General features: G+C 73.0%; 18 protein-coding genes. 6 read left to right on the top strand and 12 right to left on the bottom strand.

Going from position 1 to position 20727, the window contains the following annotated elements:
* The first annotated feature begins 8 nt into the window (after positions 1-8).
* Positions 9-1331 carry a hypothetical protein gene (locus AB0K15_RS11210; protein ID WP_364048286.1) on the top strand — a complete coding sequence of 441 codons (1323 nt, stop codon included), beginning with the start codon at positions 9-11 and terminating at the stop codon, positions 1329-1331.
* Here the strand turns inward: AB0K15_RS11210 and AB0K15_RS11205 are convergent, their stop codons facing one another.
* The gene (locus AB0K15_RS11205; protein ID WP_364048284.1) at positions 1332-1796 is read right to left on the bottom strand and encodes a GNAT family N-acetyltransferase; all 465 of its coding nucleotides are present in this window, start codon (positions 1794-1796) and stop codon (positions 1332-1334) included.
* Positions 1797-1951: 155 nt separating this feature from the next.
* Between AB0K15_RS11205 and pip the strand changes: the two genes are divergently transcribed.
* Entirely contained in the window at positions 1952-2908 is a 957-nt protein-coding gene (gene pip / locus AB0K15_RS11200; protein WP_364048282.1) for a prolyl aminopeptidase, read from the top strand.
* Between the two features lies 1 nt (position 2909).
* Here pip and AB0K15_RS11195 read toward each other — a convergent pair whose 3' ends face one another.
* The 3 genes from AB0K15_RS11195 to AB0K15_RS11185 form a co-directional block, all read right to left on the bottom strand.
* The gene (locus AB0K15_RS11195) at positions 2910-4085 is read right to left on the bottom strand and encodes a cytochrome P450 (RefSeq protein ID WP_364048280.1); all 1176 of its coding nucleotides are present in this window, start codon (positions 4083-4085) and stop codon (positions 2910-2912) included.
* 102 nt (positions 4086-4187) lie between these two features.
* On the bottom strand, positions 4188-5216 hold the full coding sequence (speB, locus tag AB0K15_RS11190) for an agmatinase (protein WP_364048278.1): 1029 nt from the start codon (positions 5214-5216) through the stop codon (positions 4188-4190).
* A 92-nt stretch (positions 5217-5308) separates the two neighbouring features.
* Positions 5309-6139: an SDR family NAD(P)-dependent oxidoreductase gene (locus tag AB0K15_RS11185; protein ID WP_364048276.1), complete on the bottom strand. Its 831-nt coding sequence runs from the start codon at positions 6137-6139 to the stop codon at positions 5309-5311.
* Positions 6140-6242: 103 nt separating this feature from the next.
* Between AB0K15_RS11185 and AB0K15_RS11180 the strand changes: the two genes are divergently transcribed.
* The gene (locus AB0K15_RS11180) at positions 6243-6911 is read left to right on the top strand and encodes a TetR family transcriptional regulator (protein ID WP_364048274.1); all 669 of its coding nucleotides are present in this window, start codon (positions 6243-6245) and stop codon (positions 6909-6911) included.
* On the opposite strand, the gene AB0K15_RS11175 is transcribed toward AB0K15_RS11180, so the two are convergent.
* Positions 6894-7433: a dihydrofolate reductase family protein gene (locus AB0K15_RS11175; protein ID WP_364048272.1), complete on the bottom strand. Its 540-nt coding sequence runs from the start codon at positions 7431-7433 to the stop codon at positions 6894-6896. The two genes, AB0K15_RS11180 and AB0K15_RS11175, sit on opposite strands and share 18 nt — an antisense overlap.
* Positions 7434-7546: 113 nt before the next feature.
* Between AB0K15_RS11175 and AB0K15_RS11170 the strand changes: the two genes are divergently transcribed.
* Positions 7547-8632, top strand: a complete 1086-nt coding sequence (locus AB0K15_RS11170; RefSeq protein ID WP_364048270.1) for a mandelate racemase/muconate lactonizing enzyme family protein — start codon at positions 7547-7549, stop codon at positions 8630-8632.
* Here AB0K15_RS11170 and AB0K15_RS11165 read toward each other — a convergent pair.
* The 6 genes from AB0K15_RS11165 to AB0K15_RS11140 form a co-directional block, all read right to left on the bottom strand.
* Positions 8629-9771, bottom strand: a complete 1143-nt coding sequence (locus AB0K15_RS11165) for an MFS transporter (protein WP_364048268.1) — start codon at positions 9769-9771, stop codon at positions 8629-8631. The two genes, AB0K15_RS11170 and AB0K15_RS11165, sit on opposite strands and share 4 nt — an antisense overlap.
* Before the next feature lie 214 nt (positions 9772-9985).
* On the bottom strand, positions 9986-11035 hold the full coding sequence (locus AB0K15_RS11160; RefSeq protein ID WP_364048266.1) for a B12-binding domain-containing protein: 1050 nt from the start codon (positions 11033-11035) through the stop codon (positions 9986-9988).
* Positions 11032-12639 carry a PP2C family protein-serine/threonine phosphatase gene (locus AB0K15_RS11155; RefSeq protein ID WP_364048264.1) on the bottom strand — a complete coding sequence of 536 codons (1608 nt, stop codon included), beginning with the start codon at positions 12637-12639 and terminating at the stop codon, positions 11032-11034. Before AB0K15_RS11155 ends, AB0K15_RS11160 begins: the two co-directional genes overlap by 4 nt.
* A gap of 194 nt (positions 12640-12833) precedes the next feature.
* Positions 12834-13562: a GntR family transcriptional regulator gene (locus AB0K15_RS11150; protein WP_364048262.1), complete on the bottom strand. Its 729-nt coding sequence runs from the start codon at positions 13560-13562 to the stop codon at positions 12834-12836.
* Between the two features lie 50 nt (positions 13563-13612).
* The gene (locus AB0K15_RS11145) at positions 13613-13783 is read right to left on the bottom strand and encodes a hypothetical protein (protein ID WP_364048260.1); all 171 of its coding nucleotides are present in this window, start codon (positions 13781-13783) and stop codon (positions 13613-13615) included.
* 113 nt (positions 13784-13896) lie between these two features.
* Positions 13897-16083, bottom strand: coding sequence for an FUSC family protein (locus AB0K15_RS11140; RefSeq protein WP_364048258.1), 2187 nt, complete (start codon positions 16081-16083; stop codon positions 13897-13899).
* 176 nt (positions 16084-16259) lie between these two features.
* On the opposite strand from AB0K15_RS11140, the gene AB0K15_RS11135 reads away from it, so the two are divergent.
* Positions 16260-16760, top strand: coding sequence for a MarR family transcriptional regulator (locus tag AB0K15_RS11135; RefSeq protein WP_364048256.1), 501 nt, complete (start codon positions 16260-16262; stop codon positions 16758-16760).
* Here AB0K15_RS11135 and AB0K15_RS11130 read toward each other — a convergent pair.
* Positions 16736-18358 carry an acyl-CoA synthetase gene (locus AB0K15_RS11130; protein ID WP_364048254.1) on the bottom strand — a complete coding sequence of 541 codons (1623 nt, stop codon included), beginning with the start codon at positions 18356-18358 and terminating at the stop codon, positions 16736-16738. The genes AB0K15_RS11135 and AB0K15_RS11130 overlap by 25 nt on opposite strands.
* A 124-nt stretch (positions 18359-18482) precedes the next feature.
* On the opposite strand from AB0K15_RS11130, the gene AB0K15_RS11125 reads away from it, so the two are divergent.
* On the top strand, positions 18483-20717 hold the full coding sequence (locus AB0K15_RS11125) for a serine/threonine-protein kinase (protein WP_364048252.1): 2235 nt from the start codon (positions 18483-18485) through the stop codon (positions 20715-20717).
* Positions 20718-20727 lie beyond the last annotated feature (10 nt).

Here is a 20727-nt window from a genome sequence, read left to right as displayed (position 1 = left end):
AGCCGCAGATGCGGGTTCGGGCGGCGGTCGTGCTGGGAGTGTTCGCGCTGGTCGCGGCCGGCTGCACCACGGACGGGCACGCGCTGCCCGCGCCGCTGCCGCCCGTGCCGGCCGCCGCGCGGGCGCTCGTGGCGTGGTCGCAGGCGGTGTGCACGAGCGTGCAGGCGCTGCAGGGCCTGCAGGCCGGGATCGACGAGGTGAACCACACCGCGGCCGACCCGTCGCAGGCCGACTTCCTCCCCTCGGAGATCAGCTCCTACGTCAGCGGCATCACCGGGCGGCTCGGCCAGGCCGGCGAGGGGCTGAAGTCCTTGCCGCCGTCCGGAATCGAAGCGGCGGACGCCTCCGTGGCGCAGCTGGGCAAGTCCCTCGACGCAGTGACCGAGAAGGCGCCCCCGGACACCACCGCGCAGCCGACGCTCGCGCAGGCCCGCGATCTCGCCACCGCCGTCGCCACGCTGAAGCCGGCGGCCGCCGACCTGACGAAAGCGGTGCGCAGCGACGCGAAGCTCAACGCGTCGTACAACGTCGCGCCCGCCTGCGCGCCCGTGCGGCAGTTCGGCCCCGTGGACGCCGCCGCGCCGACCCGCCCGCTCGTGGCGTGGGCGGACACGATGTGCGGCGCCGTCACCGCCGCCACGGCCCTGAAAGCACAGAAGATCGAAGACCTGATCATCACCGACCCGCGCTACGCCCGTCTCAGCGGCTTCGACCTGAGCAGCTTCATCTCCTCGGCCGGCTCCGGCGTCGCCCGGCTGGTGGAAACACTGGGCACCATCACACCTTCGGGCATCCCCGCGGCCGACAAGTACCACGACAGCCTGCTCGCCTCACTGCGCTCGGTGGCACCGAAGCTGCCGCCGAGCGATTCGCGGCCACCCGACCTGGACTTCCAGCCCGTCGAGCAGCTGAAACCGCAGGCGCAGCAGATCATCGGAGTGCTGGCGACCATCACCCTGCCCACGCCCGACCTGCCTACGATCGCGGGCGCGAACCCAGTGCTGGCCCACTCCCACGACGTCGCCCCGCAGTGCCGGCCGCTCGGCTCACCGCCTCCGACGCTGCCGCCCGCCGCCAACGGCACCGACCTGGGCGCGTGCGCCGGTGGCAAGTGCCAGGTCCTCCTGACCGGCCAGGCCGACATCACCGCGAGCGGCCTGACGTTCACCGCGTCCGTCACCTCGAGCGGCGTCCGCATCCTGCAGGACTCCGGTGAGATCAGCTTCGGCGTCGGCGGCAGCGGCTCCTTCGGCATGGCGGGCCACATGGTGACCGTCCGCCTCGCCGGTGTCCTCGACGGCAAGGCCGTCCTGGACATCTCGACGGGGTGATCAGCGCCGGAGGGTGACCTCGGCCTCGCGGAATCCGTGCCGGCGGTAGAACGCGAGGGCGCCGGCGTTCGCGGCATAGGCGGTGACCGCGAATCCGTCCGCACCGTGGTTTTCCGCCCACGCCTCGAATCGCTCGACGAGCGCAGTGCCCAGACCGGCGCGACGTTCCCCGGCGGCGACCCGCATGCTTTCGAGCACCGCCGTGACGACGCCGGGATGCAGCGCGTCGTGCCGCCGGAGCCGGCCCACCAGGTGCCCGGCGACACCGTGTTCTCCCCGCACGACAAGGCAAAGCGCGTCCTCGTCGGTCAGGAGCGCCGTGTAGTAGGCGGAGCCTTCGCGGCGCGGCCAGGTGAGGTCCATCCGGTCGTCGTGGCGGCCACCGTCCTCGCGGAACAACGCGTCCACCGAGGACACGAGCGCAGGAATCAGTTCCGCGGACACAGGGGTGACGATGTGCTCCATTCAGGAAACGGTAACCACGTCGATTAATCATGTAAATACCGAATGCGTGCCGCCGACGGTCGCGGTCACCTGGTCGCCACGCGGAAAACAGCGTGCCGCCGCCCGGTCCGGTCAGTAGTCTTCCCGGGCCGCCGACACCGTGGAGGATCCCCGCCATGGCCCCGTTCCCACCGCTCGAACCGTATGCGCACGGCCTGCTCGACGTCGGCGACGGCAACCGGATCTACTGGGAGACCAGCGGCAACCCCGAGGGAAAGCCGGTGCTGTGCGTGCACGGCGGGCCCGGCGCGGGCGGCACCCGCAACAGCCGCAAGGGCTTCGACCCGGAGAAGTTCCGCATCATCCTGTTCGACCAGCGCGGCTGCGGCGAGAGCGTGCCGAACATCGCGGACCCGGCGGTGGGCCTGGAGCACAACACCACCCACCACCTGATCGCAGACATGGAACGCCTGCGCGAGCACCTCGGCGTCGAGAAGTGGATGCTGTACGGCGGTTCCTGGGGTCCGACGCTCATGCTGGCCTACGCCGAGCGCCACCCCGAACGCGTGTCGGAGATGGTGATGATCGCCAGCTTCACCAGCACTCCCGACGAGGTCGACTGGCTCTACCGCGGCGTCAGCCGGCTGCTGCCCCGCGAGTGGGAAGCCTTCCGCGACGGCGTACCCGAGGCCGAGCGCGACGGCGACCTGCTCGCCGCGTACTCCCGCCTGCTCGCCTCACCCGACCGCGCGGTGCAGCTCAGGGCCGCCCGCGACTGGTGCGCCTGGGAAGACGCCGTGATCGCGCACGAGACCAACGGCAAACCCGGCCAGTACAGCGCCGGCCCTGAGGACCAGCTGATCACGCTCGCCCGGATGTGCGCGCACTACTACGGCCACCACGCCTGGCTGGAGGCCGGCGAGATCCTCGCGAACGTCCACCGCCTGCACGACATCCCGGCGGTGTTCATCCAGGGCCGGCTCGACCGCAGCGTGCCGCTGCGGGCGGCGTGGAACCTCACGCAGGCCTGGCCCTCGGCCGAGCTCGTGGTGATCGACGACTCCGGCCACACCGGCAGCCCCGCGATGGGCGAGGCGGTCCTGAAGGCGATCGCCGGCTTCACACCGGCGTGAGTCAGACGCGGTCGAACGTCACGTCCAGCCGGTACGGGCTGCCCAGGCTCAGCCCGACCTGCCGCCGGATCTCCGCACCCGGCGCGAGCCGGAACCGCGTGGTCCGGGCCAGCAGCTCCTCGAACGCCACCGCGAGCTGAATCCGCGCGAAGTGCAGGCCCAGGCAGCGGTGGATGCCGAAGCCGAACGACACGTGGGGCACACCGCCACGGTCGAACACCAGCTCGTCCGGCCGCTCGAACCGGGCCGGGTCCCGGTTGGCCGCGGCGAAGAACACGGCGACGCGCTCCCCCGCCTTCACCGGCGTGCCCGCGATCTCGGTGTCCTGCGTGGCCGTGCGCGCCATGAACGCGACCGTGGTCTCGTGCCGCAGGAACTCCTCCAGCTCGCGCTGCCAGCCGCCGGGGGCGCGCAGGATCGGTTCGACGTCGTCGCGGGTCGCGAGGTGGTAGGCGATGTTCGCGATCACGCCGCGCGTGGTGTCGAGGCCGCCGAGGAACAATGTGGTCACCATGCCGAGCCGTTCCTCGAGGGTGAGCGGCCGGCCGTCGATCGTCGCGGTGACGAGGGTGAGCAGCACGCTGTCCTCGCCGTCGTCCGGTTTCGCTTCCGCTTCGGCCAGCGCCTCCATCGCCAGGCCCGCGAGCGTCTGGAACGCCTCGGGGCTGCTGGTGACCGCGGCGTCCTTGGCCGCCGCCACCCCGCGGTCCACGAGGTCACGGTTGTCCGTCGCGAACACGATCCGCGCGAGCGAACCGGCGCTGAACGGGATCGCGAAGTCGCTCACGATGTCGCACGCGCCGCGGTCCACAAAGGACTCGATCGCCGTGCGCGCGAGCTCACGCAGCTGCGGCTCGTGCCGTGCGAGGGCGGCCCGGGTGAAGAACGGGTTGAGGATCCGGCGGTACTCGCGGTGCTCCGGCGGGTCCGTGTCGATCGGGATCACCCGCACCGGCACGCCGCGGATCGCGGGCTGCGCCGAACTGAACAGCTCCGGCGCGGCGCAGACCGCGCGCACGTCCTCGTAGCGGGTGAGCACGTGGTAGCCGCCGTCCGCGTCGGTGTGCGGGACGGGACAGCCACTTCTGGCGGCCGCGGCCGCCGCCAGCAGGTTCTCGCGCTGGTCTTCGGCGTACAGGTCGACGTTCGCCAGGATCTCCTCGACCGACTTGGCCACGGGCCCTCCCCACTCCGAGGACTCACCACCGTAGGGGTGCGCGGCGGCCCGCGGCATCGGCCGCACGGGCGGAAACGTCGCGCGTCCGGGTCACCGCGCCCGTCACGGACGCCGGTCGGGCCGATCGGCCAGCAGCGGCCGCGCCGGGTCCCACACCGTGTCGTCGGCCTGGTCGCGACGCCGGCGCGCGATGCCCGACAACGCTTCCAGCACCACCCGGTTCGCGAGGAACGACGTGATCTCCGCGTGGTCGTACGGCGGCGACACCTCGACCACGTCGACCCCCACCACCGGCAGCTCGTACGCGATGCGCCGCACCGAGTCCAGCAGCTGCCGCGCGGTGAGCCCACCCGGCTCCGGCGTGCCGGTGCCCGGCGCGTGGCCGGGGTCGCACACGTCGATGTCCACCGAGAGGAACACGCCGTCGCACTCGTCGGTGGCGATCCCGAACGCCTCGGTGAGGCATTCGTCGAGCCCGCGCGCGACGATCTCGGTCATCTCGTAGGACCGCATGCCCTGCGCGGCCATCCAGTCGAGCGTCTCCGGGCCGGGCCAGTAGCCGCGCAGGCCGAGCTGCAGGAACCGGTCACCGCGCACGGCACCCGACTCGATCAGCCGGCGCATCGGCTGGCCGTGACCCACCAGCGAGCCGAACGCGATGTCGCCGGTGTCGGCGTGCGCGTCGAAGTGCAGCATCGACACCCGCCCCTGGCCCAGGTGCTGCGCCACCCCGGCCGCGTCCGGCCACGCGATCGTGTGGTCCCCGCCCAGCACCAGCGGGATCGCGCCCGTGGCGGCGACCGCGTGCACCGCCTCCTGCAGCGAGCGCACCGAGCGTTCGGCGTCGCCCGAGTACATCTCGACGTCGCCGGCGTCGAAGACCTTCAGGTCCCGCAACGCGTCCACGCGCAGGGCGAGCGACGGGCGCGAACCGTCGGCGGGGAGGTAGCAGCTCTGCCGGATGTACTGCGGGCCGAACCGGGTGCCGGCGCGGTGCGAGGTACCGCCGTCGAACGGCGCGCCGAGGATCACGACGTCGGCGCCGGGGTAGGTGGCGGGATCGTCCCAGTCGCAACGCGCCACGCCGAGGAAGGTGAGGTCGGGACCGAACTGGGTGCCGTAACGAGCCATGACGTCCTCCTTGCGGGCCAACCTACCGCCGTGGTGTCCCGGTTCTGCCCCGATTCGCCGCCCGCTCAAACCCGCGCGCGGCTCGGCTCGGGTCAGCTCGCGAAGTCGACGGACCGGCCGAGCTCGGCCCAGCGCTCGTCCTCCGCCATCAGCTTCGCCATCCCGGCCCGCATGAGGGAGACGGCGTCACTGCCGAGCACGAGGTGCAGCGGCGGGGAGGCCATCTCCACGACCTGGAGGAACACCCGCGCGACCGCGGCCGGGTCGATCGGCTCGATGCCCCGCTTGCTCCGCAGGTGCTCGATCAGCGGGCCCATCGTGGGTTCGTACTCCGGCTTGACCGGGTGGACCTCCATCGACGGTCCGGACCAGTCCGTGCGCATCAGACCCGGCTCGGCCATGGTGACCTTGATCCCGAGGCCCGCCACCTCGTCGTTGAGCACCCCGGAGAAGCCCTCCGTCGCGAACTTCGCGCTCTGATAGGCGGAAAGGCCGGGCGCCGTGCCCCGGCCGCCGACCGACGTGACCTGGATGAAGTGGCCCGAGTGCTGCGCCAGGAAGACCGGCAGCGCCGCCTTGGTCACGTGCACCGTCCCGAAGAACACCGCCTCGACCTGCGCGCGGAAGTCGGCCAGGTCGACCTCCTCCACCGAGGACATGTTGGCGTAGCCCGCGTTGTTCACCACCACGTCGAGCCGCCCGAACCGGTCCACGGCCGCCGCAACGGCCGCTTCGGCCTGCGCCGGGTCGGTCACGTCCAGCGGGTGGCGCAGCAGGTGGTCGCCGTAGCGCTCGTCGAGATCCTTCAGGGAGCCGACGTTGCGCGCCGTCGCCACGACGTCGTTGCCCGCCGCGAGCACCTCTTCCACCACCGCGCGGCCCAGACCGCGCGAACCGCCCGTGACCAGCCACACCTTGCTCATCGTTCGTTCCCTTTCGCCTGGCGCGGAGTGCGTCCCCGCTCCACCAAGTTAGCGCAACTCCGTTCTCTTAACAACACAACGGCGTTGCGGTAACCTGGGTGACGTGGTCACCTCCGAGTTCCAGCGAGCGCGGCGCCCCGAGCACAAGGAGCAGCGACGCGAAGCGATCCTCGCCGCGGCGCGGCTGCTCGCGACCCGCGACGGCGTGCGCGCCGTGACACTCGGGGACATCGCCGGCGAGGTCGGCGTGCACAAGTCCGCGCTGCTGCGCTACTTCGAGACCCGCGAAGAGATCTACCTGCACCTCACCGCTGAGGGCTGGCACGACTGGGCCGCCGGGCTGCACGCGGCACTGGACGAGACCACCGGCGCGACGCCGGCCGAGATCGCCGACGTCATCGCCCGCACGCTCGACGAACGGCCGCTGTTCTGCGACCTGCTCGCCCACGCGCCGCTGACCCTCGAACGGCACGTGTCCCTGGAATCGGTGCGGACGTTCAAGCTCTCCGCACTCGAAGCGGTCGAGGACATCGCCACCCTCCTCACGCGGACATTGCCCGGGCTGGGTGCACCGGGCGGCCGCCACGTCGTCGGCGCCGTGACGTCGCTGGCCGCCTCGTTCTGGCAGATCTCGCACCCGCCGGAGACACTCGCGCAGCTCTACCGGGAAGACCCTCGGCTCGGCCACGGCGTCGTCGAGTTCACGCCGCGGCTGCGCCGCCTCACCGAAGCCGTCCTCGCCGGCCTGACCTGCTCAGCGGACGACGCGTAGCCACAGGTTCGCCGCGAGCGGCGCCTCGGTCTGCGACTTCCGTTCGAGCCGCACCGGATCGCCGCCGGGACGGTCGAACAGCCGCACCCCGTCGCCGAGCAGCACGGGCAGAACCGACACGAGAATCTCGTCGAGCAGCCCGGCTTCGAGGCACGCGCGGGCCACGGTCGCGCCGAGGACGTTCACGTACTTCTCCCCCGCGGCCGCCTTCGCCAGCTCGACACCGCGGTGCAGGTCGTCGACGAACGTCACGTCGGGTGCCGGCTCGGCCGGCCGGCGTGTGAGCACGAACTGCGGGCCGTCCCAGGCGCCGCCGAAGGCTTTGCCCTCGGCTTCGGTGTCGCGATACGGGTCGTCGCCGCCGTACGTACGGCGCCCGACGAGCAGCGCGCCGATGTCGTCCACCAGCCGGTCGATCTCCGGGTTCGGACCGAAGTACTCCTTCACCCACTGCATGTCGCCGCCGGGTCCCGCGATGAACCCGTCGAGCGACATCGCGGCCGAGTACAGCAGCTTGCCCATTCCGCACCTCCGTGTCGTTTCCCGTACCGACGGGCGCAGACCCGGAAACTCATCGGTGCACTTTCCTATAGGATCGTGCACGTCCCTGCCGAGTCAGCGAGGAGGACCGCGCGGTGGTGGTCGTGAAGGCCGAGGCGTTTCTCGTCGATCTCGAGGTGGAGCAGCAGCGCACCGACGCCGTGCAGGCGTTCCTCAAGCAGGAGACGGTGTTCGTCGAGCTGGCGACCGCCGACGGCGGCACCGGGCTGGGCTACTCCTACACGATCGGCACCGGCGGCACGGCCGTGCTCGCGCTGCTGCGCGACCACCTGCTGCCCCGTCTCGTCGGCCAGGACTCGCGGCGGATCGAGGCGATCTGGCACGACCTGTTCGCCTCGACGCGGGCGACCAGCGTCGGCGCCCTCACCTCGCTCGCGCTCGCCGCGGTGGACACGGCGTTGTGGGACCTGAGGTGCCGGCGCGCGGGCGAGCCGCTGTGGCGGGTCGCCGGCGGGTTCGCCCCGCGCGTGCCGCTCTACGACACCGAAGGCGGCTGGCTGCACCTGAGCACCGACGAGCTCGTCGCGGGCGCCCGGAGGTCCGCGGCCGAGGGATGGGGCGGAGTGAAGGTGAAGGTCGGCAAGCCCACCGCCCACGAGGACCTGGAGCGGCTGCTCGCGGTGCGCCAGGCCGTCGGGCCGCGGTTCGACCTGATGGTGGACGCCAACCAGTCCCTCACCGCCGCCGAGGCGATCCGGCGGGCCCGGGCGTTCGAGGCGGTCGACCTGTTCTGGTTCGAGGAGCCCCTGCCCGCCGACGACGTCTCCGGCCACGTCCGGTTGTCCGCGGCCACGCCGATCCCCGTCGCCGTCGGGGAGTCCTTGTACTCCCTGGCGCAGTTCCGCGACTACCTCCACCGCGGTGCCGCTTCGATCGTGCAGGTCGACGTCGCGCGCGTCGGCGGGATCACGCCGTGGCTCAAGGTCGCGCACCTGGCCGAGGCGTTCGACGTCCAGGTGTGCCCGCACTTCCTGATGGAGCTGCACGTCAGCCTGACCGCCGCGATTCCCAACGGCCGCTACGTCGAGCACATCCCGCAGCTGCGCGCCATCACGACCGCCGAGATGACGATCTCCGGCGGGCACGCCGTCGCGCCGGAGACGCCGGGCCTGGGCATCGCGTGGAACCGCGACGCCATGGACGAGCGGCGGGTGGCCTAGTCCCTCGGGATCACCGCGAGGACGAGCAGCCCGGCCACCGGAGCCAGCGCCAACGCCGCGGACGCGTCCCCCACGTCGGCGACTTGCCCGGCGAGCCACGCCGCCATCGCCGAGCCTGCGGCGCTGGCGGAATTGTTCCAGGTCAACGCTTGCGTGAGCGCCGCCGGGTCGGCGGAAAGTTCGGTGAGGACGTTGAGCAGCACGAGCGTCGGCGGGACCGCCGCTTCGGTGAGCACCAGAGCCACCGCGAGCCAGAGTGCGGACGGCGCGAGGGGCAGCAGCAACGCCGCCCCCGTGAGGCACGCCGCGGCCCGCACCAGCTGCCGCGCCGGCGGCGTGCGGTGGCGGCGCAGCCCGTAGCCCCAGCCGGCGAGCAGGCCGCTGACGCTGCCGGCGGCCACGACCGGCGCGGCCGCGGCGGCTTGCTCGGTGGCGAAGGAGCTCACCGACACCTGCACGGTCCCGAAGTACACGCCGAGGGCGAGGTTCGCGGCGGCGATCCGGAAGAGCGGCCTGCCGGATCGTCCATTGTGGACAGTTCGGATCGCCGGTGCCGTACGGCGTTGCGCGGCCATCGCTCCGCCCCCGGCGACCACCAGACCCGCCGCCGTGGCCGTGGCCGGTACCGAGCCGCCGGCCGCCCCGAGGGAGGTGACCAGCACAGGCCCGAGCAGGAAGGCGCCGGCGTTGGCGAGCGACTCCAGGGAGAATGCGGTGGGCAGCTCGTCGGCCCGCTCGCCGCGCAGCAGGTGCGCCCACCGCGCCCCGGACAGCGCACCGAGCTGCGGCACCACCACCCCGGCGCACGTCGCCGCCACCACGTGTCCTCCGGCCGTGCCCGCCCCGAGGACACCGGCGATCGCCCCGGCGTGCGCGACGAGGCACGCCGGCAGGACCCGGGTCTGGCCGAACCGGTCGACCAACCGCGCCACCCACGGCCCGCCCATCGCCTCCGCGAACGCGAACCCGCCGGCGGCCAGCCCGGCCAGGCCGTAGCCGCCGGTGCGGGCGTGCACCAGCCACACCAGCCCCAGCCCGGTCATCGCGATCCCGACCCGGCCGACCGCGGCCGCCGCGAAGAACGCCGCGGCGCCGCGTGTGGACAGCAACAACCGATAACCACCGACGGCACGTCGCATGGTCGTGTCCTTCACCGCCGCCCGGCGGGGCGGGTCACCCGTGCGAAGCGGGGCCCGCCGGAAGGACGTCCAGACCACGGTCCGGGCGGCACACCCGCCCTCGACCGTCGCCCTCGTCACCGGGGGGAAGCCAGGCCCGGACCAAGGCGGGCCCGGACGACTGCCCCCAACCTACCAACACCCCGGCGGGCCGAACGCGGCTCAGGCGTACCCGTCACACGGAGGCGGGACGCAGTTGCTCGCGAGCGTCGGCCAGGAAGCCGGTGGCGCGGGGGAAGTCGTGCAGCTGCGTGCCGAGGAGCTCGAGCGCCGGCAGCAGCGACGCGGCGGGCACGCCGCGCGAGTCGAGGATGGCGCCGGTCCACGTGAGGAACGCGGTGAACAGGCTGCCGTCGCCGGTGTAGAGGGCGGTGGCGAGGAAGTCGACGATGTGCGCCAGGTCTTCGGCGGTGTACTGGCGTTGCAGGTCGGTGTAGTCCCGCATCGCCGGGATCCGTTCTTCGAGCCCGGTGTAGAGGGCCTTCACCAGTTGCGGGGCGGTCCGCGAGACCATCGTGTACTCCTGGTCCGCGAGGTGCGGCAGGTCGTCGATGGGCTGGTGCGGCGGCTTCGGCCTCGGCAGCCGGCCCTCGGCGAGGCGGTCGGCCGCCCCCCGGGCGTCGGCGGCCCACGCCTCGGCGCCGAACAGCCGTGCGTAGCGGCCGTCGGGACCGAAGGCGGCGCCGCCGGCGATCACGGGGGTTCCCGCGGCCTGGCAGGCGGTGATGGTCGCGTGGGCCGCCGGCAGCCGCGTGGCGATCGAGCCCGACAGCGCCACGGCGTCGGGGCCCGTGCGGTGCAGGTGGGCGATCAGGTGCGGCGCCGGGACCTGGGCGCCGAGGTAGTCGACGCGGAAACCCCGCAGCCGCAGCACTTCCGCGAGCAGCCGGGCGGGCATGGCGTGCCATTCGCCGTCCACGCAGGCCACCGTGACCCGACCACGGCCCGGCTCCGGGCGCAGGGTGCGCGGGAACGCCGCGAGCACGCGCTCGTTGATGGCCGTCGCGGCGTGTTCCTGCGCCACGGTGAACCGGTTCGCGGCCCACTCCTCGCCGACTTTCCGTTGCACCGCACCGATCACGTCGAGCAGGACCGCTTCCGGGTCGGTGCCGTCGTCGAGCGCGGCGGTGACCGCCTCGCCCGCTCGGTACTCGTCGCCGTCAGCCACCGCGTCCCACAAGCGGTCGGCGTGCGCGCGCAGGTCCGCGTTCCGCACCGACCTCATGCGCCGGTCTCCTTCCGGTCCACGGGCGCGACCCGGCGGACGCGGGGCGCGGTGATCGCCAGCACGGCCATGTCGTCGTGGGCGGAGCGGGCCACCCACTGCGACGCGAGCATCTGGATCCGCTCCACCACGGCTTCGGCGGGCAACCCGCCACATTCCGCGAGCGTGCGGCGAAGCCGGTCCTCGCCGAACATCTCGTCGCCCAGCGGACCGCCGCGGGCTTCGGTGATGCCGTCGGTGTAGAGCAGGCACGTGTCGCCCGGACCGAGCACGACGTCGGCCGACGTCGACACGATCTCGGGCAGGACCCCGATCAGGCTGCCGTGGGTGGCGGCCTCCTCGACGGTGCCGTCGACCCGCACCACCAGCGGCGGCAGGTGCCCGGCCGCGGTGAGCCGCAGGTGCACGTCGTCGCCGCTGCGGCGGACCGACGCGAGGACGAGCGTGACGAACCGCGAGCCCACGGTGCCGAACAGGCCGCCGTTCACGTGGTCGAGCATCCGGCGGTGGTCACCCGCCATGGGCAGCAGCGCCTGGAGCATGGTGCGGATCTTGCCGGTGAGCACGGCGGCTTCGAGGCCCTTGCCGCAGACGTCGCCCAGTACCGCCAGCGACTCCCCGCCGGCACCGTCGTGCACGTCGTAGAAATCACCGCCGACGCGTTCGGTGTCCTGCGCGGCCCGGTAGCGCCCGGCGAACTCGACGCCCCCGCGCTGCCGCAGGACCGGGGGCAGCAGGTCACGCATCAGCGTCTCGGTGATCGACGCCTGCTGCGCCAGCAGCCGCGCCGCCGACAACGCGGCCCCCGCCCGCGCGGCGAACATCCGGGCGAACGCTTCCTCTTCATCGCTGAACCGCTCGCCGCCCGCGCTCCGCAAGAGGATCAGCGCGCCCGCCGGCACGCCGTGGCCGGGCAGCGGGGTGATCACGATCGACCCGACCTCGCCGAACTCCCCGCCGGTCAGCCACGCCGGGGCTGCCGCGGGGTCGAGCCACCGCGACGGCACGGGCGGGAACCCGCGCAGCGCCTCGCCGAGGCCCGGCACGTCGTCCGGGTCCGCCTCGACCGACGTGCGCACCGGCTCCTGGCCACGGCGGCAGAGCGTGACGGGGAAGCCGGCCCGCGACGAAGGCGCGACCACCAGGGCCGCGTCGGCGAGGTGCTCGGCCGCCAGCCGCGCCGCGACCTCCGTGCACCGGTCGAGGTTGAGCGTCGCCAGCAGCGCCGACGACACCTCCGACAGCAGCGCCGTGCGAGCGCGCTCCAGCCGCAGCGCTTCTCGCGCGAGCCGGGTGTCGGTGTCCTCGACGAGCCAGAGGGTGACGCTGCCGTCGTCGTGCCGCACGGGGTGCGCTTCGAAACTCCGCTCGGCCACGAGCCCGCCGGCCCGTGTGGCGGTGCGCCACGACGTGAGCAGCCACTCGGGGACCGCGGCTTCCCGTCCGCCCCGCAGGGCCGGGAACAGCTCACGTGCGCCCCGGTTGGCCGCTCCGGCCCGCCCGTGTGCGTCGATCCGCAGGGCCGGGTAGGGAGCGTCGTCCCAGCTGAGACCGGATTCGGGCCCGGCGGCGGCAAGCCTGCTCCGGCGGTCGAGTTCCGTCACACCCTGTCGTTCCTGTCGCCGTCGTTCATCACCGGGTCGCCGCTGTCGGCGGCGGTACCGGCTGATTGCTGAACCGGACTCCGGGAGAGGACTTCTCCCCGAGTCTCCCCCAGCGGTGCACACCGAAGCAACCCGACCCGCCCGAGCGGCCGTGGTCACTCTGAGTGGCCACTCTGAATGACTCCTTCGCGTGGTCAGTCCTTTTCGGACGGACCGCCGCCCTTTTGGTACGCACCACGCAACCGCACCCGCGATCGATCCAGGTGCGTCCGCATGGCCGCCTCCGCACCGGGGCCGTCGTGCGCGGCCACGGCCGCCACGATCGCCTCGTGCTCGCGGGTGGTGGCGGCCGCGATGCCGACGCGGAAGTACAGGCGGTAGCCGTGGGTGTGGGCGTGGAGGCGGGCCAGCGCGTCGGCGATGAGGGGGTTGCCCGAGGCCTCCGCGATGACGCGGTGGAGGCGGGCGTCGAGGACGGCGAAGTCGCGGTAGGCGTGGTAGTCGTCGCCCGCGGGGTGGGCGGACATGGCGGCGCAGGCGGAGCGCAGGGAGGCGACCGCGGCCTTCGAGGCGCCGCCGGCCGCGAGGCGGGCGGCCTCGGGTTCCAGGAGAACACGGACGTCGAAGAGGTGGTCCAGCTCGGTCTCGTCGAGCACGGGCGCCACGACATAGCCGGCGTTGGGACGGGTCGCGACGAGGCCGTCGGACTCGAGCTTGGTGAGGGCCTCGCGCACGGGGGTCGGCGAGACGTCGAGGCGGCGGGCGATGCCGTCGATCGACAGGCGGCTGCCGGGAGCGACGTCGAGGTCCATGAGCATCGCCTTGAGCGCCCCGTACACGCTGTCGCGCAGGATGGTGCGCGGCGGCAGGGTCAGCCTCGGGTGCTCGGGCAGGTCCACCGCAGGGTTCTTCCGTCGCGCCACCCGCAAAGCGTAGTCCTCCGCGAAACCTCAGCGGCGCGCCAGCTTCCGGTTCACGGCGGTGTGGCAGCCGAGGCACGCGGCACGGCCCGCACGTCGGCGCCGGACACCGGCGTGACCGTGGCACCCGGCGCGGCGAGCTCGTCGCACACCGAGTGGTGGTGTCCCAATACCGAACACACGCACCGGCACAGCTGGACGGTCTGCCTCGGTTCCGCGGCCATCGGAGCCCTCCTCCCGGAAATCCCCAGCAGGAGAGTGATAGCGCCTCCGCCGTCCGGAAGGCGCGGGCCGATCTCAGGGGAAGGTCGCGGAGGGCACGGTTCGTGCGCGGACGTCAGTTCTCCCGCGTCGGCACAGGGGTCGACACGGGGGCCGGTACGGGCGGCAGCCCCGCCCGGATCTGCCGGTAGAGCCGCGGCCCCGGCGACGCGAGTGCCGGGGCGGGTCGCAGCTCGGCGGGACCGGTCGCCGTCAGGTCGCGCAGCACCAGGTACAGGTGGCTCAACGCCCGCAGCAGCGGATCCTTCGCCCGGTCCCCCGGCGCCGCCGGCGTGTACGCGAACAACGCCACGTCGGCGCTCGCCAAGGGACCGCGCACCGCCGTGGTGGGCTCGCCCACCGGCGTCGCGGCCAGCTCCTCCACCGCCGCCGCCAGCGCGGTGCACGCCGCGACCGGGCCTTCCGGGTGCGCACCGCACGCGCCTTCCGGCCAGCGGACCGCGACGGCGAGCGCGCGGCCGTGCGTGGCCAGCGCCGCGTAGAGCGAAAGCCGGTGCCGCAGCTTCGGCGAATCCGTGCCGCCGAGGATGGGCCGGGTCAGCGGCCGCGCGACGAGCGCGAGCTGGTAGCGGCGGTGGTCCAGGGCGCGCGCGAGGGCGTCGAAATCGGGCTGGGGGTCCACGGCCTTGCCGTGCTCCAGCCGCTCGGCCGCGGCCTTGAGGATGTCGCCGAGGGCCGCCAGGAGGTTGTTCCGCGCGCTGCGCACGGTGTCCCGGGTGGACAGTGGGATCACCAGCACCGCGACGAGCAGCCCCGCCACGGCGCCCGCCGCGGTCTCCTCGAGCCTCAGCAGGAGCAGTCCCGCGGAGAACTCGTTGAGCACGCTGTAGAGCTGCCCGACCATGATAGTGACGAAGAAGATCATGTACGCGTACGAGATCTGGATCAGGTAGAAGCCGAAGAACATGGCGCCGCAGATCGTGACGAGCACGGCGGCGGTGTTGCCCGCGGTCAGCTCGGCGAACCCGACCGACGCGAGCAGCCCCACCAGCGTGCCGAGCACGCGGTTGAAGCCCTTGATGAACGTCTCGCTGCGCGTGGCCGTGCCGGTGAACATGAAGAACGCCGCCAGCACCGCCCAGTAGTACCGCGCCGAGGACAGCTCCTTGCCGATGAGGATGGCGAGCCCGCCCGCGATCGCGCTCTGCACCGCCTGGCGCGTGATGAAATCCAGCCGTGCCAGCGGGTTCCACTTCGACTGCCGCGGCAGCACGTCGCCCGCGGCGGCGGGCGAGCCGGGCAGGTTGCCGAACGCGAGGCCGACGGCCGGCTCGAAGTCGTCCACCGGTTCGGCCGCGATCTCCTCGGGCTTCGGCGCGGCGTCGAACACCGCGACGACCTCCAGGGCCGCCGCCGCGAAGTGCCGCGCGGGCCACCAGCCGCCCGCGACACCGCCGGCGCCTTCGGCGTGCCCCGCCAGCCGGTAGGCGACCTCGCTCGCGCCGCGGTCGTCGCGGCGGGCCAGGCGGTCGGCCACCTCGGCCGCGAGCACGGTGAGGCCCGAACCGCTGCGCAGCAACGAGTCCGCGGCCGTGGCGAGCTCGTCGAGCAGGTGGTGCGCGTCGACCATCTGCCGGCGCAGCGAAGCCGCCGACCGCCCGCGCGGCACCGCGCCCGGCTGGGCCGACCAGCCCTCGACCATCAGCGCCGTGTCGGCCAGGCGCGCCTGCCGCCGCTGTAGCCGGCGGCGCAACCGCGCCTCCTGCTTGGGGTCGCGGTTGGACAGCAGGTCGGCGCACGCGCGAGCCACGGCCCGGCCGCGCGCGTCGAACGCCCGCAGCACCCGGCGCAGGGTCCTCGTGGTGTTGGTGTTCAGCACGGTGACGAAAAGCAGCAGCAGCCACGCACTCGCGACGACCACGGCGAGCAGCAGGCTCGGCAGAGTCGCGAACGTCGCGTGCAGGAACGCCGCGAAGAAGTAGCCCATCCAGCCCATGAAGCCGTAGAAGAAGAACGGCCCGCCGAACTTGCGGACGTACACCGACATGAACATGACCAGCACGAACACCGCGAGCATCAGCGTGGCGTTGTCGCCGACGAGCACGCCGAGCGTCATGCCGGTGCCGAGCGCGACCGGGAAGAACGCGGCCGTGCGGGTCTTGACCCACCGGCTGCCGTCGCCGAGCGCCATCGCGCCCATCATCCCGACGACCGCGCCGAGCAGCATCGAGGTGAGCGTGCCCATCGCGTCGGCGCCGGTGAGCTTGGCCACGAGGTATTCCACCGCCAGGGCGCTGGCCATGCCGATGGTCGCGGAACCGGCCGATCTCAACCGGTTGAGACCTGGATCGGAAGCGACGACCCTGTCCCGGAACTCCCTGGCCGTGGGCAGCACAAAACCCGCCTTCCCGTGCGTTCGGAGTGATCACCGGTATGATACCGATAAATACCGGTGTCATACAGGGGTTTGGAGTCCGAGTGATCGAACCGACTTTCGCAGCCTCGAAGCTCGCGGATCGGCTCGCCGAGACCGGCGACACACTCGACGTGCTCGAACTGGCCACCGCGGTGCTCGTGCGCAACTTCGAACTGCTGCGCCGCCGCACCGACGCCTACGCCGAACTGGACCAAGCGGAGTACCTGCTGCTGCGCACTTTGGACGAACTGGGGTCGGCAGACGTCGGAACGCTCGCCGGGGCACTCGGGCTAGACCCGTCCACCGTCGGCAGGCAGGGCTCGGTGCTGCTCGGCAAAGGACTCGTCGAGCGCAGCCCCTCGGCCGCCGACCGCCGGCGCAGCATCCTCACGCCGACCGAGGAGGGCCGCCACCGCATGCGCGTGACGCAGTCGCGCCGCCGCAACGCGTCCGCGGAGCTGCTCGGCGACTGGAGCGAAGAGGATCTGCGCTCCTTCGGCTCGCTGCTGAGCCGCTACAACAAGGCCGTCGCCCGGCGCTACCTGACCGCACCCGACGACTGAGCGCCCTGCTCCCCCGCGGCCAGGTCCGCGTGGGTGTCGCGCAAGGCGCGCTTCACGATCTTCCCGCTCGGGTTCTTCGGCAGCGCGTCGGTGAAGACCACGTATTTCGGGCATTTGTAGCCGGCCAGGTGCTCGCGCGCGTGGGCGAGCACGGCCTCGGCTGTCAGCTCCGCGCCCTCGCGCGGCACGACGGCCGCCGTCACCGCCTCGATCCAGCGCGGGTGCGCGACGCCGAACACGGCGACCTCGGCCACGCCGTCCAGGCGGTAGAGGGCTTCCTCCACCTCGCGGCTCGCGACGTTCTCGCCGCCGGTCTTGATCATGTCCTTCTTGCGGTCCACCACGGACAGGTAGCCTTCGTCGTCGAGCACGCCGAGGTCACCGGAGTGGAACCAGCCGCCGGCGAACGCCGCGGCCGTCTTCTCCTCGTCCCCGTAGTAGCCGAGCGTCGCGTGCGGGCTGCGGTGCACGATCTCGCCGATCTCCCCCGGCGGCAGCTCGCGGCCGTCCTCGTCGACGATGCGCGTCTCGACGTTGAGCGAGGCCCGGCCCGCGGAGCCGGCCTTCGGCAGCTGCTCGTGCGGGCGCAGGATCGTGGCGAGCGGCGCCATCTCGGTCTGGCCGTAGAAGTTCCAGAACTCGACGTCCGGCAGCCGCCGGGCGAGCTCTCGCAGGACCTCGACCGGCATCGCCGAAGCACCGTAGTAGCCCTTGCGCAGGCTGGAGAGATCGGTGGTGTCGAACGCCGGGTGGCGCAGCAGCGAGATCCACACCGTCGGCGGCGCGAACAGCTTCGTGGCGCGCTCGCGCTCGACGGCCGCCAGCAGCGCGGCCGGGTCCGGGCCGGGCAGGATCACGCTGGTGGCGCCGAGGTAGACGTCCACGGAGAAGAAGCAGTCCAGCTGCGCGCAGTGGTAGAGCGGCAGGGAGTGGACCTCGACGTCGTCGGCGCTCATGCCACCGTCGATCACGCACGACACGTACTGCGCGATCAGCGAACGGCTCGAGAGCAGCACGCCCTTCGGCCGCGACTCGGTGCCTGAGGTGTACATCAGCCGCAGCGGGTCGTCGTCGGCGACCGCCACGCCGGGGTCGGTCTCGTCGCCCGGGTCGTCGATCCAGGCGTCCACGTCCTCCCAGTCCTCGGCGGTGCCGCCGATGCGGCCGCGCACCCCGTCGCCGAGCCCGGCGCGCTCCAGCGCCGCGGCCCCGGTGGCGAGCAGCGCGTCTTCCGTGACCAGCCCGGACACCCCGGCGTGGCCGAGGATGTAGGCGATCTCGTCGGCGCCGAGCATGAAGTTGACGGGCACGAGGACAACGCCGAGCCGGGCCGTCGCGAACGCGAGCACCACGTACTGCAGGCAGTTGTGGCTCAGCAGCGCCAGCCGGTCGCCCTTGCCGAGACCGCGCTCGGCGAGCCGGTGGGCGCAGCGGTTCACGGCCGCGTCGAACTCCGCGAAGCTCAGCCGCCGCTCGCCGTCGACCACGGCGAGCTTGTCCGGGTACCGCGCGGCCGTGCGCCGGAGGAGGTCACCGACGGAGTGCTGACGCGCGTGCTGGATCGCTTCGCCGGTTTCGGCGCTGAACGGGCTCGGCATAGCCCGGAGTTTCATCCACCGCCGCCCGGGGCGCAACCCTGGTGCGCGGCAGCGAGCCGCCAGGCCGAGCGGCATCCGCGCGCCACCGGTTAAGCTCCGTCGGCGCACCTCGGGGGACGAAGAAGTGGACGAGACGGAAGCACCGACGCTCGACCGGCCGGACATCACCGGCCGGTTGCCCCGCTACCGGCTGCTGCGCCAGCTCGCCAAAACGAACATGAGCGAGGTCTTCGAGGCCTACGACCTCGTGGCACAGCGGCCGGTCGCGCTCAAGGTCGTCGGGCCGGAGTTCATGGCGGAGCCGGGGTTCCGCCGGCGCTTCGAGCGGGAGACGAGCATCGCGCTGGCGCTGGCGCACCCGCACATCGTCGCGTCCTACGACGCCGGGTTCTCCGCCGACGGGCACCTCGGGTACCTCGCCATGCAGTTCGTGCTCGGCACGAACCTCGCGCGGCTGATCCACCAGCGCGGCGCGCTGTCGTTCGAGCGGACCGTGGCCATCGGGCGCGGAGTCGGCGCGGCGCTGGACGCCGCACACGCCCGCAACCTGGTGCACCGCGACGTGAAGCCGGGCAACATCCTGCTCGAAGAAGCGACCGGTGGCGTGTACCTGTGCGACTTCGGCATCGCGCGCAACCTCGACCTCACCCGGCTCACCGCGACCGGCGGGTTCCTGGGCACGATGAACTACGCCGCCCCGGAGCAACGCGAGGGCCGGCCGGTCGGCGCGGCAGCCGACGTGTACGCGCTGGCGTGCGTGCTCTACGAATGCCTCTCCGGCAGCCCGCCGCACCACCACGCCGACTTCGCGCACCCCGGCGTCGCCGCGTTGCGCAGGGCCCTCGACCGAGATCCGGCCCGGCGGCACCGGACGTGCGCCGAGCTCGTCGACGACCTCGTGGCCACGACCGGGGCCGCCGAACTCGCCGCGCGCCGCAAGCGCCGCCGGCAGGTGGTGGGCATCCCGGTGGCCGCGCTCGTGGTGGTGGCGTCGCTCGTGCTGTGGTTCACCACCGGCGGCTCACCGGGCACCGCGGACTCGACGCTGGCCCGCGTGCCCACCGCCCTGCGGGAGGGGTGCGCCGCGGCGAACCGGCCCGCGGCGGGCGCGACCGCCACGGTGACGTGCCACGACGCGTCCGGGCAGGCGGCGACCACGGCGCTCTACGCGACCGGGCAACAGGTCACGGCCGCCTACGCCGAGGCCGTCACGCGCGCGGGCGTCGGCACGGACCAGGGTGACTGCGCCGAGGCGCCGGGCGGCGAACACCGCTACCCGGCCACCGGGCCCGCGCGCGGGCGGGTGCTGTGCCAGGACCGCGACGGCACGGCCACCGTGGTCTGGACCGACGACCAAGCGCGCACCGTCACCCGCGCCGAAGCGCCCGACGACGCCGCGCTGCGCAAGGCGTGGGCCGGCTGGACGGGAGGGGCGCCGGCCGCGTTCCCCACCCCGGACGAGAAGACCCTGCTCGACGTCGCCGCCGGCTCCGCGTGCCGGCGCTCGGCACCCGCGGACCTCGACGCTTATCCCGGTGCCGTCGCGGGGATCACCTGCACACCGCAGGGCACGGGCGCGCGCCAGGTGTCGTACCTCCGGTTCGCCGGCGTGCCGGCGCTGCGCTCGGCGTTCACCGGTCTCGTCAGCGCGGCGAAGGCGCCCAGCGGCAGCGGGTGCCCGGGCGGCGCGTTCCTCGGCACGACGCGGTTCGACTGGCTCAGCGTGGACCTCGGGCAGGTGCTGTGCCACCCCGGCCCCGAGGGCACGGTCGCGATGGACTGGAGCCTCGAGGCGTTCTCGATGATCGGCCACGTCACCGGCTCCTCGCCCGGCGCCGTCGGCGGGTGGTGGTCGCAGTGGCACCTCGCGCCGCTGAGCCGGATCGTGAGCGAGGTGAACACCCGCGCCATACCGGCGTTCCCGACCGACGCCGAGCGCGCGCTGCTGCAGCATGTCCCCCAGCAGTCGCGGCTGAACTGCGTGCGCCCGTCCGCGGACCAGAAGTGGCAGGACCTCGGCGCCGTGACCGCGGTCGCCGCTGTCGCGTGTGGACGGACGAGCGGCGCCGGGCTGGTGGTCTACTACCAGCTGCCCGACACCGCGACGATGCGGCAGGTGTTCAACAGCACCGGCGACAGCGAGGCCGCGTGCACGAGCCTGCCGAAGGACTTCTCGGGCGACCGCCCGTACTCACGCGGCGGGCGCACGGGCCGGCTCTCCTGCGCGACCGAGGATCCCGGCGGCGAGCGCGTGCTCAAGTGGACGGACGACGCGACGGGCATCGAAACGATCGCCCACCGCGGCAACGATCCGTTCGCGCTCATCGACTGGTGGACCCACGACGCCGGACCGGTGTGAGCGCCGGTCC

It is taken from the genome of Amycolatopsis sp. NPDC049253, from assembly GCF_040678995.1.
Lineage (GTDB): Bacteria > Actinomycetota > Actinomycetes > Mycobacteriales > Pseudonocardiaceae > Amycolatopsis.
This window is presented reverse-complemented; position numbering and strand designations above follow the sequence as displayed.